At 66.5% G+C, this 15,751-nt stretch carries 10 protein-coding genes and 1 pseudogene; 6 read left to right on the forward strand and 5 right to left on the reverse strand.

Translation table 11 applies throughout. From position 1 onward, the window contains the following. Positions 1 to 11: 11 nt before the first annotated feature. On the reverse strand, positions 12 to 185 hold the full coding sequence (locus tag JX552_RS02720; protein ID WP_065042893.1) for a DUF2613 domain-containing protein: 174 nt from the start codon (positions 183 to 185) through the stop codon (positions 12 to 14). Between the two features lie 145 nt (positions 186 to 330). Here JX552_RS02720 and JX552_RS02725 point away from each other — a divergent pair, with 145 nt between their 5' ends. The 3 genes from JX552_RS02725 to JX552_RS02735 all read left to right on the forward strand — a co-directional run bounded on the left by JX552_RS02725 (position 331) and on the right by JX552_RS02735 (position 3,535). Further along, a complete protein-coding gene (locus JX552_RS02725) occupies positions 331 to 1,512 on the forward strand; it encodes a glycoside hydrolase family 3 N-terminal domain-containing protein (protein ID WP_205875978.1) in 1,182 nt (393 codons plus the stop codon). 101 nt (positions 1,513 to 1,613) lie between these two features. Then, positions 1,614 to 2,192 (forward strand): TetR/AcrR family transcriptional regulator, encoded by a 579-nt coding sequence (locus JX552_RS02730; protein WP_205878176.1) that lies wholly within the window; start codon positions 1,614 to 1,616, stop codon positions 2,190 to 2,192. 92 nt (positions 2,193 to 2,284) lie between these two features. Beyond that, positions 2,285 to 3,535, forward strand: a complete 1,251-nt coding sequence (locus JX552_RS02735) for a chloride channel protein (RefSeq protein ID WP_205875979.1) — start codon at positions 2,285 to 2,287, stop codon at positions 3,533 to 3,535. A gap of 12 nt (positions 3,536 to 3,547) precedes the next feature. Here JX552_RS02735 and JX552_RS02740 read toward each other — a convergent pair whose 3' ends face one another. The 3 genes from JX552_RS02740 to JX552_RS02750 all read right to left on the reverse strand — a co-directional run bounded on the left by JX552_RS02740 (position 3,548) and on the right by JX552_RS02750 (position 9,648). Continuing rightward, positions 3,548 to 6,916, reverse strand: coding sequence for a PPE family protein (locus JX552_RS02740; protein ID WP_205875980.1), 3,369 nt, complete (start codon positions 6,914 to 6,916; stop codon positions 3,548 to 3,550). A gap of 522 nt (positions 6,917 to 7,438) precedes the next feature. Further along, positions 7,439 to 8,281, reverse strand: a complete 843-nt coding sequence (locus JX552_RS02745; RefSeq protein ID WP_205878177.1) for a MaoC/PaaZ C-terminal domain-containing protein — start codon at positions 8,279 to 8,281, stop codon at positions 7,439 to 7,441. A 2-nt stretch (positions 8,282 to 8,283) separates the two neighbouring features. Then, positions 8,284 to 9,648 carry a 3-oxoacyl-ACP reductase gene (locus JX552_RS02750; RefSeq protein WP_205875981.1) on the reverse strand — a complete coding sequence of 455 codons (1,365 nt, stop codon included), beginning with the start codon at positions 9,646 to 9,648 and terminating at the stop codon, positions 8,284 to 8,286. 126 nt (positions 9,649 to 9,774) lie between these two features. Here JX552_RS02750 and JX552_RS02755 point away from each other — a divergent pair, with 126 nt between their 5' ends. Continuing rightward, positions 9,775 to 11,082, forward strand: a complete 1,308-nt coding sequence (locus tag JX552_RS02755; protein WP_205875982.1) for an acetyl-CoA C-acetyltransferase — start codon at positions 9,775 to 9,777, stop codon at positions 11,080 to 11,082. A gap of 477 nt (positions 11,083 to 11,559) precedes the next feature. After that, a pseudogene (locus tag JX552_RS33115) lies at positions 11,560 to 12,594 on the forward strand (PE family protein); the annotation flags it as partial. A 77-nt stretch (positions 12,595 to 12,671) separates the two neighbouring features. On the opposite strand, the gene JX552_RS02765 reads toward JX552_RS33115, so the two are convergent. Next, positions 12,672 to 14,507, reverse strand: a complete 1,836-nt coding sequence (locus JX552_RS02765; protein WP_205875984.1) for an acyl-CoA dehydrogenase — start codon at positions 14,505 to 14,507, stop codon at positions 12,672 to 12,674. Positions 14,508 to 14,710: 203 nt separating this feature from the next. Between JX552_RS02765 and JX552_RS02770 the strand changes: the two genes are divergently transcribed. Further along, positions 14,711 to 15,748, forward strand: a complete 1,038-nt coding sequence (locus JX552_RS02770) for an isopenicillin N synthase family dioxygenase (protein ID WP_241010859.1) — start codon at positions 14,711 to 14,713, stop codon at positions 15,746 to 15,748. Positions 15,749 to 15,751 lie beyond the last annotated feature (3 nt).

Below are 15,751 nucleotides of genomic sequence, written 5' to 3' on the forward strand. Positions count from 1 at the left end.
CCTCCGGCTGGCTAGCTGCGGTTGCCGTACTCGACCCGGTTGAGCACCGACGACCCTGGATCGCCCCCGGGCAGAGGCGGCTTCGTGTCCTGCTGGACCATCAAGGTGACGCCGAAAATCGCGGCTGCGCCGAGCAACAAGCCGACCACCACACTGGCAGCGGCGGGCGCGACGATCCGGTTCATGCCACCGAACCTAGCAGAACGACGCGGGGTCGCGGTCGCCGTACCGAACCATTGGATGCGCCGGGAATTCGGACGGGGCGGGTACCCGCCACGGCCGAAGCCGCCCCCGAACTCGGCGGTGAAACGCCCGTGACAGCATGTCCGGATGGCTTTTCCGCGCACCCTGGCCGTCCTTGCCGCCGCATCGCTGCTGGTCGCCGCCTGTCACGGCGGCACCAAGCCCGGGAAGTCCTCGAGCACCAGCACCCCGAGCTCGTCGAGTACCAGCTCCACTGCGGCCGCCGCACCGGGCCCCCGAGTCTGCGCTGACCCTCCGGACGTCCCGGCCAAGATGCCCAGCCTGCGCGACAAGCTGGCCCAGCTGCTGATGGTCGGGGTGCGCGACGCCGCCGATGCCAGGTCCGTGGTCACCGACTTCCACGTCGGCGGCATCCTCATCGGCAGCGACACCGACCTGTCCATGCTTCCCGGACCACTGGGCGAGATCGCCAACGCTGCCAGTCCGCTGCCGCTCGCGGTCGGCGTCGACGAGGAAGGCGGCCGGGTCTCGCGGCTGCGGACCCTGCTCGACGGCAGGGGCCCGACGGCCAAGGAAATGGGGCAGACGATGACGCCCGCGCAAGTGCACGACCTGGCGCTGACCCGCGGCCGCAAGATGAAAGACCTCGGTTTCACCGTCGACTTCGCCCCGGTGGTCGACGTGACCGACGAGCCCGACGACAGCGTGATCGGCGACCGTTCGTTCGGTGCGGACCCCGCGAAGGTCACCGAGTACGCCGGCGCCTACGCCCAGGGCCTGCGCGACGCGAAGCTGTTGCCGGTGCTCAAGCACTTCCCCGGGCACGGCCACGGCTCCGGTGATTCGCACACCGGCGGGGTCACCACACCCCCGTTGTCCGAGCTGGTCGCCAACGACCTGGTGCCGTATCGGACCCTGCTCAACGCCATCCCGGTGGCGGTGATGGTCGGTCACATGCAGGTACCCGGCTTGACCGGCAGCGACCCGGCCAGCCTGAGCAAGGCCGCGCTCGACCTGCTGCGCAACGGCACCGGCTACGGCGGGCCGCCCTTCAACGGCCCGGTGTTCAGCGACGACGTGTCCAGCATGGCGGCCATCTCCGACCGGTTCGGGGTGACCGAGGCCGTGCTGAAAACCCTGCAGGCCGGCACCGACATCGCGTTGTGGGTCACCACCAAGGAGGTGCCTGCGGTACTCGACCGGCTCGAGCAGGCGGTCAGCGCCGGCGATCTGCCGGTGCAGCAGGTGGACGCCTCGCTGGTGCGGGTCGCGGCGATGAAGGCAGTCACCGCGGCATGTGGCCGCTGACCGAAAGTGCTTACCCTTGGTTGGGATAGATAGGGGATAGCGTGGCAGGTAGTGGGGCGGGTGGTACCAAGCGGTTACCGCGTGCTGTCCGCGAGCAGCAGATGCTCGATGCCGCGGTACAGATGTTCTCGGTCAACGGTTACCACGAGACCTCGATGGACACGATCGCCGCGGCGGCCGAGATCTCCAAGCCGATGCTGTACCTGTACTACGGCTCCAAGGAGGATCTGTTTGGGGCCTGCCTGAACCGGGAGATGAGCCGGTTCATCGACGCGGTGCGGGCCGACATCGACTTCACCCAGAGCCCAAAAGATCTGTTACGCAACACCATTGGCGCGTTCTTGCGCTACATCGACGAGAACCGCGCGTCCTGGATCGTGATGTACACCCAGGCCACCAGTTCGCAGGCGTTCGCCCATCTGGTGCGCGAAGGTCGCGAGCAGATCATCGAATTGGTGGCCGGGTTGGTGCGGGCCGGTACCCGCAGCCCACGGTCGGACGCCGAAATCGAAATCATGGCGGTGGCTCTGGTCGGCGCGGGCGAGGCGGTGGCCAGCCGCCTGAGTACCGGTGACATCGACGTCGATGCGGCCGCCGAGATGATGATCGACCTGTTCTGGGTGGGTTTGCGGGGGGCGCCGCTCGAGCGGGATGCCGGCTCCAATGCGGCGACGGGATAGCCAAGCGCGATAGAACGCGCCGACCGGTCGGCCGCGCCGCTGCTGCGGTAGGCGCTGCGCAAAGCCGCTCGGTGTCCGTATTGTCGGCAGGCATGTCCCGAAAGTCAGACGTCGATTTCTTCTGCGGCGTCGTCATCGTCGGGCTGCTCGCCGGGCTGGCCGGGTTGGCGACCACGCTGGTGCTCCGGTCGGTCGAACACCTCACGTATCACTACACTTTCGGCTCGCTACTGGACGGGATCACCGGGAGCAGTCCGGTTCGGCGGGCATTGGGTCCCATGGTCGGCGCGGCGCTGGCCGGCCTGGGCTGGTGGCTACTGCGGCGCCGCTTCGAGGTGCCACCGCTGGCCGGCACCATCGTTGGACACCAGCGGGTACCGCGGCTGACGTGGAGCATCGATGCCATGTTGCAGGTGCTCCTGGTCGGCTCCGGTGCCTCCCTGGGACGCGAAGGTGCGCCACGCCAGTTCGCTGCTGTGCTTGGGGATTTCGGCAGCGCGTGGATCCGACGGCTGTCGCCGGGCGACCGCGAGATCCTGCTGGCCAGCGCGGCGGGCGCCGGGCTCGGCGCGGTGTACGCCGTGCCGATGGCCGGTGCCCTCTTCACGTTGCGCATCCTGCTGAACACCTGGCGGCTGCGCGCGATGGGCGCGGCGTTGATCACCTCCAGCCTGGCCGTCGCGGTCGGCTCGCTGGTCACCCACGACCATAACGAATTGAATTGGCCCAGCGCGGAATCGGCGTATCTGCTGAGTGCGCACGGGCTGGCGCTGGCGCCGGTGGCATTCGCGGTCGGCTGGGTCTTCAACAAGATCGTCGCTGCAGCCCGTCCGGCCACACTGATCCGATCCTGGATGCTGGTACCTGCGCTGGCCGGCGCCGGGCTGCTGACCGGTATCTGTTCACACTGGTGGCCAGAGTTGCCGGGCAACGGCAAGAGCGTGCTCACCGTCAGCCTCGCATCCGGGATGACGCTGGCCTCGGCGGCGGTAATCCTGACGTTGAAGCCACTACTGACGGTGTTGTTTCTGCGCGCGGGCGGTGCCGGTGGCCTGCTCACTCCCTCATTGGCCACCGGTGCGGCGGCCGGGACGCTCCTGGTGCTGGCGCTGAACCAGCTGGCGGGAACCCATCTGCACGGGCCGGTGATCTCGTTGGGAGCGGCGGCCGGGGTGCTCGCGGTGACCCAGGGGTCACCGACCTGGGCGGCGATCTTCGTCTGGGAACTGGCCCGGCCACCGATCTGGATGCTGCTGGTGTTCGCGGTCACCGCGGTTGGAGCACACGCACTCGACAGACTCGTGGTTCGTCATCGCCAGCGGCTCGATCACCGGGCCGGCTGAGCGCGAGCTGGTTTACGCCGCGCTGCGGAAGAACAGCCCGGACAGGTTGTTGCCGACGTTGGCGACGCCGGAGACGAAGCTGCGTAGTGCGAGGTCCAGCACGCCGGTATTCGCGAAGCCCGAGACGCCGCTGCCGAAGTTGTTCAGGCCCGAAATCAGTCCGCCGAAGTTCTGGAAGCCCGATCCGCCCAGTAGGCCCGGCCCGTTCGAGTTGTACCAACCCGACAGGCCCACTCCGTTGTTGGCGAACCCGGAGCTGCCGCCGGCGCCGGAGTTGAAGAAGCCCGAGGACGGCCCGATGGTCGAGTTGAGGTAACCCGGCGCCGGGGGGATGTTGAATTCCGTGATCAACGTGCTGGGCAGATGAATACTCGGGATCACCAGCGGGGGAGTGTTGAACGCCGCCAGACCGATCGGCGGCACGGTGATCGGCGGCGTCGAGAACTCCACAGTGGTGAAGTCCGGCAGGGTGAACGCGCCCAGTCCGATGCGGCCGATTTCCAGCGGTGGTGTGGTGAAGGCGGGGGTGACGATGTCGGGCAGGGTGAAGGCGCCCAGTCCGATGCGGCCGATTTCCAGCGGTGGTGTGGTGAAGGCGGGGGTGACGATGTCGGGCAGGGTGAAGGCGCCGAGTCCGATGCGGCCGATTTCCAGCGGTGGTGTGGTGAAGGCGGGGGTGACGATGTCGGGCAGGGTGAAGGCGCCGAGTCCGATGCGGCCGATTTCCAGCGGTGGTGTGGTGAAGGCGGGGGTGACGATGTCGGGCAGGGTGAAGGCGCCGAGTCCGATGCGGCCGATTTCCAGCGGTGGTGTGGTGAAGGCGGGGGTGACGATGTCGGGCAGGGTGAAGGCGCCGAGTCCGATGCGGCCGATTTCCAGCGGTGGTGTGGTGAAGGCGGGGGTGACGATGTCGGGCAGGGTGAAGGCGCCGAGTCCGATGCGGCCGATTTCCAGCGGTGGTGTGGTGAATTGCGGCGTAATGACGTCGGGCAGACTGAGTTGGTCGAGTCTGATGGCCGGGATATCGATCGCCGGGATGGTGAAACTGGGGAGCGTAAAGCCGCCGACGTTAATGGGCGTAGTCAATGTGTAAGGAAGAATCGAAATGGTCGGGAGGGTGAATGGCGTCGTATTGATGTAATTGATTGTGAAGTACGACGTCGGGTCAAAGGGATTGAGGTTCAGCCCTTGAAGTGCAAGTACATTGGTCGCCCATGACATATCTATGCGACCGACAGATAGGCTACCGATCTGGATGGTCGGGGACGTTATGGTATTTGACCAACCTATGGCCGGCAGCGTGAAGCTACCTGTCGATATACCGCCGACGGATATGGGCTCAGTATGGATTCCGGGTAAGCTGAAGCTCTTAATTGTCGTCCCCGCCGGGATTGTGAACGACGGTACCGTCACCGAGGGAATGCTCAATGTGGGCAGGTTGAACTGATTCAAGGTGGTCCCGGCCGGGATGGTGAACGACGGCACGGTCACCGGCGGGATGTTCAGTGTCGGCAGGTTGAACTGATCCAACGTGGTCCCGGCCGGGATCGTGATCGACGGGATGTTTAGCGGCGGGATGCTGAGGGTGGGCAGGTTGAACTGATCCAACGTGGTCCCGGCCGGGATCGTGATCGACGGGATGTTTAGCGGCGGGATGCTGAGGGTGGGCAGGTTGAACTGGCCCAGGGCGGTGCCGGCTGGGATGGAGAAGGACGGGATGTTTAGCGGCGGGATGCTGAGGGTGGGCAGGTTGAACTGGCCCAGGGCGGTGCCGGCTGGGATGGAGAAGGACGGGATGTTTAGCGGCGGGATGCTGAGGGTGGGCAGGTTGAACTGGCCCAGGGCGGTGCCGGCTGGGATGGAGAAGGACGGGATGTTTAGCGGCGGGATGCTCAGCGTTGGCAGGTCGAACGCCCCCAGCGCCGTCCCCGCCGGAATCGAGAAGGACGGGATCGTCACCCCCGGCAGGCTCAGGGCGGGCAGGTCGAAGGCGGGAATCGAGATGCCCGGAATCTCCAGCGGAGGCAGGGTGAGGTCGGGAGTGGTAATGGCAATGTGCAGGCTGCCCTGATTCACACCCCGGTAAAAGACACCGTTGTTGGCTTGGCCGGTGTTGAAGAGGCCGTTGTTCATGTCGCCGAAGTTGAAAATGCCGGTATTGATATTGCCCGGATTCAGCAGACCGGTGTTGGAACTGCCGGTGTTGAACCAGCCGGTATTGGAGGCGCCCGGGTTGAAGCCACCCGTGTTGAAGTTTCCGACATTGATATTGCCGGTGTTTGCGTCACCTACATTGAAGGTCCCGGTGTTGAACGAACCGGCATTGAAAAAGCCGCTGTTGCCCGAACCCGAACTCCAAAGTCCAGTGTTGAAGTTGCCCGAGTTCCCGATGCCGAAGTTACCGTTGCCGGAATTGAAGAAGCCGATATTTCCGTTGCCAGAGTTGAACAGGCCGAAATTCCCGATACCCGAATTAAGTCCACCGATACCGATCTGCCCGGTGCCGGTCAGCCCGATGCCGATGTTGCCGTTGCCGGAGTTACCGAACCCGAAGTTGCCGATGCCGGAATTGCCGAACCCGAAGTTGCTGCTGCCGAGGTTGCCGAGACCGACATTGCCGCTCCCCAGGTTCGCGAAGCCAAGGTTCGAAGCTCCGGCGTTGCCCCACCCGAAGTTCAGCTCACCGAGGTTGCCGCCACCGACGTTGGAATAGCCGGAGTTGCCGTTGCCGACGTTTCCGCCGCCGATGTTGCCCAGTCCCAGGCTGACGCTGAGCAGCCGGTCGGGGGTGGCCGCCAGGGTCGCGGCGGCTGGACCGCCTCCGGCCAGCCCGGCGATCTGGGCCGGGAGACCGGCAAGGTTCTGTAGCGGCTGGAAAAACGGCTTCAGCGCCGCAGCGACCGCCGAAGCTCCTACGTGGTAGGCCGACATTGCCGACACATCCAGCGCCCACATCTCTTCATAGAGCGCCTCGGCGCTTGCGATCGCCGGGGCGTTCTGGCCGAAGATGTTCGACATCACCAGCGACACAAACTGGTTGCGATTGGCCGACACCAACTCCGGATGCACGATCGCCGAGCGAACGGCGTCGAACTCCGCGGCCATCACACCGGCCTGGGTCGCCGACTGCCCCGCTTGCGAGGCCGCCGCGCCGAGCCACCCGGCATACGGTGCGGCCGCCGCCGCCATCGCGGCTGCCGCCGGACCCTGCCATGCTCCGTTCGCTAGGCCCGAGGTCACCGCCCTGAAACTCGCTGCGGCCGCGGCCAATTCCGCGGCCAACCCCTCCCAGGCCGCCGCCGCGGCCAACATCGGTTCCGTCCCCGCGCCGACATAGATCAGAGCTGAGTTGATCTCGGGTGGCAGAACTGAAAAGTGCATCGGTGCTCCTGGGGCCAATCGATCGGTGACAAACATTCACGACCCTCGTTGGACCCGACCCCCGAGGCATCAGCAAGCTGACGTTGCGGTCAAGCTACGCGACCGTGGGTGGAGGCTTTGGCAAGATGTATTCAAACGTTATCTAAGCGTTATCTAAGCGTTATCGGAGATTGGAACCATTGCCGAAATTCTTTACACAGCGCTTTCGGAGCACCCGATCCGTGCTGGATGTAAACATGCTCGTGGGCGCAGTCTGAAGTGACCTGTTGGACAACGGTTTTGGTGCCTCATTGGCGGATGGGACGCCAATTGAAAAACGCATAAGAGTCGAATGCAAATTGCCGAATAGGGTCCCATTTAACGCGATGACCTATGACAAACGGATCAAATACATGGCATATCGTTGACCAAAACTCAGTACGCCATGACCCGCACCGCGCTATGAATACATCTGACGGCCAGTGACGAGAGGCCGGCGGGCCCGCAGCGCTGGGCGTTTGTCCCGCACCGGCAGCCGGTCGGCTACAGCGGCTGGATGGTCCCCGTCAGGTGTGGGTAGCCCTTGGAGATGTGGCGCAGCGACAATTCCCAGCCGTCGTCACGCTCGTCGATGTACAAACCCGCGGTGGCCGGTAGCACCACCGGCTTGCCGAACCGCACCGAATATTGCAGGGCATCGGGAAAACGCGCTTCGATGTTCGCCAATACCGCGGCCGCGCTGAACATTCCATGCGCAATGACGGTGGGGAAACCGAACAGTTTGGCGGCCACCGAACTGGTGTGGATCGGATTGTGGTCACCGCCCACCGCCGCGTAGCGGCGGATCTGTGCAGGGGTGATCCGCAGCACCGCCGACGGCGGGGGCGGCTTGGGCTGTTTCTGTGGCGGCGCCTTGGGCTCCTCGGACAGGCTGGTGCGCTGCTGGTGCAGGAAGGTGGTGACCTGGTGCCAGGCCGGATCGTTGCCGACGCTGACGTCGCTCACCAGGTCGACGAGCAGGCCCTTGCGGTGCTCGCGCAGGTTCTCGGCGTGCACCCGCACCCCGACCGTGTCAGTCACCGCGATCGGCCGGTACTGCGTGATCCGATTTTCGGTATGCACCGAACCCATTGCGGAGAACGGGAAGTCGAAGCCGGTCACCAATGACATCACCGACGGGAAGGTGAGTGCGAACGGGTAGGTCAGCGGCACGTGGTTGCCGTAGCGCAGTCCGGTGACCGCCGCGTAAGCGGCCACATTCGCCGAGTCGATCGGCAGTTCGTCGACCGTCACCGTGCGGTTGGACAGTTGGTCGGACCGGGACACCACGGGCAGCGCACCGGCCACCGCTCGCAGCATGTTGCGAAGGCCACTGGGTTGATTCACCGTCAAGCCCCGATCATCGCCTGGCCGCAGACCCGGATCACGTTGCCGGTCACCGCGTTTGACGCCGGGCTGGCGAAGTACGCGATGGTCTCGGCGACGTCGACGGGCTGGCCGCCCTGCAGCAGCGAGTTCAGCCGGCGACCCACCTCACGGGTGGCCAGCGGAATCGCGGCGGTCATCTTGGTTTCGATGAAGCCCGGTGCCACCGCGTTGATCGTGATGCCCTTCGCGGCCAGTTGCGGTGCCAGTGCCTCGGTGATGCCGATCATGCCGGCCTTGGTGGTGCCGTAGTTGGTCTGTCCACGGTTGCCCGCGATGCCGGCGATGGACGACAGCCCGATCACCCGGCCGCCCTTGCCCAGCGTGCCGTTGGCGACAAGCCCTTCGGTAAGACGCAGCGGTGCAAGCAGATTGACCGCGATCACGGCGTCCCAGCGGGCGTCGTCCATGTTGGCCAGCAGCTTGTCCCGGGTGATGCCGGCGTTGTTCACCAGAATGTCGGCCTTGCCGCCGTGGTGGTCGCGCAAGTGCTCGGAGATCTTCTCCACCGCGTCGTCGGCGGTGACGTCCAGCCACAGCGGCGTGCCGCCCACCTTGCTGGCGGTCTCGGCGAGTGCCTCGGCGGCGGACTCCACGTCGATCGCGACCACGCGGGCGCCGTCCCGGGCGAACACCTCGGCGATGGTGGCCCCGATGCCGCGGGCCGCGCCGGTCACGATGGCCACCTTGCCGTCCAGGGGACGATCCCAGTCGGCCGGCGGCGTCGAGTCGGCCGCGCCGATGTAGAACACCTGGCCGTCGACATAGGCCGACTTGGCCGACAGGATGAAGCGCAGGGTGGATTCCAGGCCTGTTGCGGCCGGCTTGGCATCGGGCGCCAGGTACACCAGCGCCGAGGTGCCGCCCCGGCGCAATTCCTTGCCTATTGAGCGGGTGAAGCCCTCCAGCGCACGCTGGGCGATCCGCTCGTGGGGGTTCTCGATCGCTCCCGGCGTGGTGCCCACCACGACAACCCGGGAAGAGGGTCCCAGGTTGCGCATGACGGGAGTGAAGAAGTCGTGCAGAGCCTTCAGTCCGGTGGGCTCGGTGATGCCGGTGGCGTCGAACACCAGGCCGCCGAACGAGTCGGCCCAGCGTCCGCCCAGGTTGTTTCCCACCAGGTCGTAATCGGAGTCCAGCGCCGCACGCAGCGGCTCGGCGACTCGCCCTTCCCCGCCGATGAGCAGCGAGCCGGCCAGCGGCGGGTCGCCCGGCCGGTACCGGCGCAGCGTCTCCGGTTGCGGGACTCCGAGCTGCTTGGCCAGGAACGATCCGGGGCCGGAGTTGACGACTTGGGAGAACAGATCGGGCGAGGCCTTGGGTGCCACTGAGCTTGCCTTCCGTGTCAGGGGACGAACTTACTTGAGAGTAAGAACAGTGGGTAGTATTGCTTGCGAAGCGCTGATACCCCAAAACTAACCCCCGTATCACCGGAGATCGACGGAGAGATAACAGTGGCCCCTGCCAGTGATCAGACCAAGCGACGTGTCGCCGTTCTCGGTGGCAACCGCATCCCCTTCGCACGCTCGGACGGCGCTTACGCCGACGCGTCCAACCAGGACATGTTCACCGCGGCGCTGGGTGGTCTGGTAGACCGGTTCAACCTGCGCGGCGAGCGTCTGGGTGCGGTGGTGGGCGGCGCCGTGCTCAAGCACAGCCGTGATTTCAATCTCATGCGCGAATGCGTGCTCGGCTCCGAGCTGAACCCGCACACCCCCGCCTTCGACATCCAGCAGGCGTGTGGCACCGGTCTGCAGGCGGCTATCGCTGCCGCCGACGGGATCGCGTCCGGTCGTTACGAGGTCGCGGCCGCCGGCGGCGTGGACACCACGTCCGATCCGCCGATCGGGCTGGGCGACGATCTGCGCCGCACCCTGCTGAAGTTGCGGCGCTCGAAGTCCAACGTGCAGCGGTTGAAGCTGGTGGGCACCCTGCCGGCGAACCTGGGCATCGAGATCCCGGCCAACAGCGAACCCCGCACCGGCAAGTCCATGGGAGAGCACGCTGCCGTGACGGCCAAGCAGTTGGGGATCAAGCGTGTCGACCAGGATGAACTGGCCGCAGCCAGCCACCGCAACATGGCCGACGCCTACGACCGCGGGTTCTTCGACGACCTGGTGTCGCCGTTCCTGGGTCTGTACCGCGACGACAACCTGCGGCCCAACTCGAGCCCGGAAAAGCTGGCCACCTTGCGCCCCGTCTTCGGCGTCAAGGCGGGCGACGCGACCATGACCGCGGGCAACTCGACTCCGCTGACCGACGGCGCCTCGGTGGCGCTGTTGGCCTCCGAGCAATGGGCGGCAGACCACAACTTGCCCACGCTGGCCTTCCTGGTGGATTCCGAGACCGCCGCCGTGGACTACGTGAACGGCTTCGACGGCCTGTTGATGGCGCCCACCTACGCCGTGCCGCGACTGCTGGCACGCAACGGGCTGAGCCTGCAGGATTTCGATTTCTACGAGATCCACGAGGCGTTCGCGTCGGTGGTGCTGGCGCACCTGGAGGCGTGGGAATCCGAGGAGTACTGCAAGGAGCGGCTGGGCCTGGACGGCGCGCTGGGCTCCATCGACCGGTCCAAGCTGAACGTCAACGGATCGTCGCTGGCGGCCGGGCATCCCTTCGCCGCGACCGGTGGGCGCATCCTGGCGCAGACGGCCAAGCAACTGGCCCAGAAGAAGGCCGAAACCAACGGCCCGGCGCGCGCGCTGATCTCGATCTGCGCGGCCGGCGGCCAGGGTGTGGCGGCGATCCTCGAGGCGTGACCAGTGGTGATGGCGTGCCGAAAATCACCCAGGCGCTGTTTCGAACCGGTGGATTAATTTTTCCGACATCTGGGTAATCGGACGATCGGATAGCCCCGTGTTGTGGTCTGACCCCCCGACCCCGACGGCAACGCGGGGCAATCCCTGGATCGATTGCCGGTCAGCGCAGACGGGCGAACGGAAAGGGCCGCCGCTGGAGTGAGGGGATCCAGCGGCGGTCTTTTTGCTGTCGACTCGATATCGCCGTCGGCTGCTGAGCGATGTGGGTCCGGCGGTGTCGACAGTGTTCCCGCCGGCAGGCCGGTGCGCTGGGGCTCGGTGGAGCGGGCCGGCGAACGGCGAGAATTTGTCGACAACTGATCGAAAACCGTGTGCTTCTGTGTGCCGCAGCGCGACGATAGTCATGCCGTTCGGTTGCCGATGATCGCGTTGATCTGAGCCTCGCCGTTCGTGGTGATGGCAGCTGGGAGGTCCGCGATGTCGTTTGTGATGGTGGCGCCGGAGTTGGTGGCGGCGGTGGCCCGGGACTTGGCGGGTATCGGTGCCTCAGTGGGTGTGGCCAATGCGGCGGCGGCGGGGTGGACGACGGGGGTGTTGGCGGCCGGCACCGATGAGGTGTCGGCGGCCATAGCGGCGGCGTTTTCCGGGCATGGTCAGAGCTATCAGGCGCTCAGCGTGCAGGCGGCGGTGTTCCACGACCAGTTCGTGGAGGCGCTGAATGCGGGTGCGGGGGTCTATGCGGTTGCCGAGTCGGCCGCGGCTTCGCCGCTGCAGACAGTGCTGAATGTGGTCAATGCGCCTTTCCAGGCGGTGTTGGGGCGCCCGCTGATCGGCAACGGCGCCAACGGGGCGCCGGGCAGCGGTGCGGCCGGCGGGGCCGGTGGTCTGTTGTGGGGTAACGGCGGGGCCGGCGGTTCGGGGGCGCCGGGCTTGGCCGGCGGGGCCGGGGGGGGGCGGGTCCGGCGGGTCGGCATTACTCGGGTTCGGCGGTGCTGGCGGGGCCGGCGGGGCGGCGGGCATGCTGTTCGGCCACGGCGGCAGCGGTGGCACCGGCGGGTTCGGCCAGATCGGCGGGGCTGGCGGGGCCGGCGGCAGCGCCGGCCAGTACTCCGGTTCTGGGGGGCCGGCGGCGCCGGTGGGTTTACCACAGCCGCCGGCTTCAGCGGCGGCGCCGGCGGGTCTGGCGGCAACGCGGGCACACTCTTCGGGTTCGGCGGGGCTGGCGGCGCCGGCGGGACCAGCGGGGACTTCACCGGCATCGTCACCACCGGCGGGGCCGGCGGGCCCGGCGGCAAGGCCGGGGCGTTCGGCAACGGCGGTAACGGCGGCGCCGGCGGGGCCAGCACCACCACGGGCGTCGGCAGCAAGGGCGGTGACGGCGCCACCGGTGGCAACGCCTACCTGGTCGGCGACGGCGGCAACGGCGGAAACGCCGGGACCGGCCTGGCTGCGGGCAGCCCCGGCGCCGGCGGCACCGCCGGGCTGCTGCTCGGCAATGACGGGCTGACCGGAAAGACGTAGCCGGGCGGAGCCGCCGAGCACAACGAATCCCCCGCCTCAAGGAGACGGGGGATTCGTGTGTCAGTGCTTTAGAACGCGGCTTCGTCGAGCTCCATGATGTCGTTGTCCAGGGTCTCGATCACCTCGCGGGTGCTGGTCAACAGCGGCAGGAAGTTCTTCGAGAAGAACGACGCCACCGCGATCTTGCCCTCGTAGAAGGACCGCTCGGCACCGGCGGCACCGGCGTCCAGGGCCTCGATCGCCACGGCGGCCTGACGCTGCAGCAGCCAGCCGATGACCAGGTCGCCCACGCTCATCAGGAACCGGACCGAACCCAGGCCAACCTTGTACAGGCTGGTGACGTCCTCCTGAGCGGCCATCAGGTAGCCGGTCAGCGTTGCGGCCATCGCCTGCACGTCGGTGAGCGCCTTGGCGAGCAGGGCCCGCTCGGTCTTGAGCCGCCCGTTACCGGATTCGCTGTCGACGAACTGCTGGATCTCACCGGACACGTGGGCCAGCGCCACACCCTTGTCGCGGACGATCTTGCGAAAGAAGAAGTCCTGCGCCTGGATGGCGGTGGTGCCTTCGTACAGCGAGTCGATCTTGGCGTCCCGGATGTACTGCTCGACCGGGTAGTCCTGCAAGAACCCGGAGCCGCCGAAGGTCTGCAGACTCTCGGTGAGCTTGGCGTAGGCCTGCTCGGAGCCGACTCCCTTGACGATCGGCAGCATCAGGTCGTTGATCTTGGCGGCCAACTCGGGGGTCACCCCATGCACCGCCTCGGCCACCGCCGCGTCCTGGAAGGTGGCGGTGTACAGGTACAGCGCCCGCAGCCCCTCGGCGTACGCCTTCTGGGTCATCAGCGAGCGGCGCACGTCGGGGTGGTGCGTGATGGTCACCCGCGGAGCGGTCTTGTCCGTCATCTGGGTCAGGTCGGCACCCTGGACGCGGGACTTGGCGTACTCGAGCGCGTTCAGGTAGCCGGTGGACAGGGTGGCGATGGCCTTGGTGCCCACCATCATGCGGGCCTGCTCGATGACCTCGAACATCTGCGCGATGCCGTCGTGCACCTCGCCGACCAGCCAGCCGACGGCGGGCTTGTCATGCTGGCCCAGCGACAACTCACAGGTGGCCGATACCTTCAGGCCCATCTTGTGCTCGACGTTGGTGACGTACACGCCGTTACGCTCGCCTGGCTCGCCCGTTTCGGGATCGAACAGGAACTTGGGCACGAAGAACAGCGACAACCCCTTGGTGCCCGGGCCGGCGCCCTCGGGGCGCGCCAGCACCAGGTGGAAGATGTTCTCGAACAGGTCGCCGGAGTCACCCGAGGTGATGAACCGCTTGACGCCGTCGATGTGCCAGGTGCCGTCCTCCTGCTTGACGGCCTTGGTGCGGCCTGCGCCCACGTCGGAGCCGGCGTCCGGCTCGGTGAGCACCATGGTCGATCCCCAGCGACGCTCGGCAGCCAGCACGGCCCACTTCTTCTGCTCCTCGGTGCCGAGGTGGTAAAGGATCTGGGCGAACCCCGCGCCACCGGCGTACATCCACACCGCCGGGTTGGAGCCGAGAATGTGCTCGTTGATGGCCCACATCAGCGCCTTGGGCATCGGCATGCCGCCGAGTGCCTCATCGAGGCCGGCCTTGTCCCAGCCGGCGTCGATCACCGCGTTGACGGATTTCTTGAACGACTCCGGCAGGGTCACCGAGAAAGTCTTCGGGTCGAAGGTCGGCGGGTTGCGGTCGCCTTCGATGAATGATTCGGCGACGGGGCCTTCGGCCAGCCGGGCCACCTCGGCGAGAATCTCGCGGCCGGTGTCGGCATCCAGGTCGCTGAATTCGCCCTGGCCTAACGCCTTGTCAACACCCAGCACCTCGAACAGGTTGAATTCCTGGTCACGAACGTTGCTTTTGTAGTGGCTCACTACGGTCCTCCTCGTTGAGAATGCCACCTGTGGTTGGGTACTAGGTCTAAGTTACCCACCAGTAACACCGTTAAAATATCGCGGCTGGCTTGTTCAACGCAAGTCGATGTGAGAAACATTTCACGGTCTAACTAACCAACCGGTTGGGATAGGGCTGATTGCAGACCTGGCATGGCCGCGGACCTGCGGCAATGATGGAGCAGATGACGAGTGTGGGGAGCGTCACGGCCCTTCCGATAGTGGATCTGCAGGCTGGTTCTGACCGGCTGCGCTCCGGTCTGCGGCAGGCCGCCCACGAGGTGGGTTTCTTCTATCTCGTCGGGCATGAGGTCCCAGCGAGCCTGGTGGACCGGGTTCTCGACGTAGGCCGGCGATTGTTTGCGCTGCCGCAGGCCGGCAAGGACGCGATCGCGATGGTGGGCAGCCCACACTTCCGCGGTTATACCCGGATGGGTGGGGAGCTGACCCGCGGCGAAGTCGATTGGCGCGAGCAGATCGACATCGGCCCCGAGCGCCCGTCCATCGGTGGCGCCGGCCGGCCTGACTATCTGTGGTTGCAGGGCCCCAACCAGTGGCCGACGGCCTTGCCTGATCTCCCGGGCATCATTGCCGAGTGGGACGCCGCGTTGTCGCAGGTGGCCCGGACTCTGCTGCGGCACTGGGCGGCCGCCCTCGACAGCCCGCCCGAGATCTTCGAGCCGGCATTCGGCGAGCAGCCCGCGACCCTGATCAAGATCGTGCGGTACCCACCGCACGCCGCATCCCCGCAAGGCGTCGGCGCTCACAAGGACTCCGGGGTGCTCACTTTGTTGCTGGCCGAACCGGGCAGCCGCGGTCTGCAGGTGCGGAGGTTTGTGGGACGGAATGGCTGGGTGGACGTCGCGCCGGTGGCCGGGGCCTTCGTCGTCAACATCGGCGAGTTGCTCGAGGTGGCAACCGGGGGTTACCTGCGTGCCACCGAGCACCGGGTGAACCTGTCCGGTGCGACCGCCGAGCGGATCTCGGTGCCCTACTTCTTCAACCCCGCGCTGGACGCGCAGCTACCGGTGCTATCGCTGCCCGCCGAGCTGGCCGAACGGGCGCGGCCGGCGCCCGACCCCGCCGACCCGATCCACTCCGTCTACGGCCGGAATGCCTGGAAAAGCCGGCTGCGGGCCCACCCGGATGTGGCTGCGGCGCACGGATACATCACCGGTAGGCTCGACCGCGAGAATCCCGTTCTCGGCTCGAGGAGCGAATGAAGT

The organism is Mycobacterium gordonae, assembly GCF_017086405.1.
Taxonomy (GTDB): domain Bacteria; phylum Actinomycetota; class Actinomycetes; order Mycobacteriales; family Mycobacteriaceae; genus Mycobacterium; species Mycobacterium gordonae_D.

Bases quoted from the DNA above. Each gene is read 5' to 3' on its own strand.
- JX552_RS02770 (WP_241010859.1), top strand. From the start codon at position 14,711: ATGACGAGTGTGGGGAGCGTCACGGCCCTTCCGATAGTGGATCTGCAG.
- JX552_RS02720 (WP_065042893.1), bottom strand. From the start codon at position 185: ATGAACCGGATCGTCGCGCCCGCCGCTGCCAGTGTGGTGGTCGGCTTG.
- JX552_RS02740 (WP_205875980.1), bottom strand. From the start codon at position 6,916: ATGCACTTTTCAGTTCTGCCACCCGAGATCAACTCAGCTCTGATCTAT.
- JX552_RS02730 (WP_205878176.1), top strand. From the start codon at position 1,614: ATGCTCGATGCCGCGGTACAGATGTTCTCGGTCAACGGTTACCACGAG.
- JX552_RS02725 (WP_205875978.1), top strand. From the start codon at position 331: ATGGCTTTTCCGCGCACCCTGGCCGTCCTTGCCGCCGCATCGCTGCTG.
- JX552_RS02735 (WP_205875979.1), top strand. From the start codon at position 2,285: ATGTCCCGAAAGTCAGACGTCGATTTCTTCTGCGGCGTCGTCATCGTC.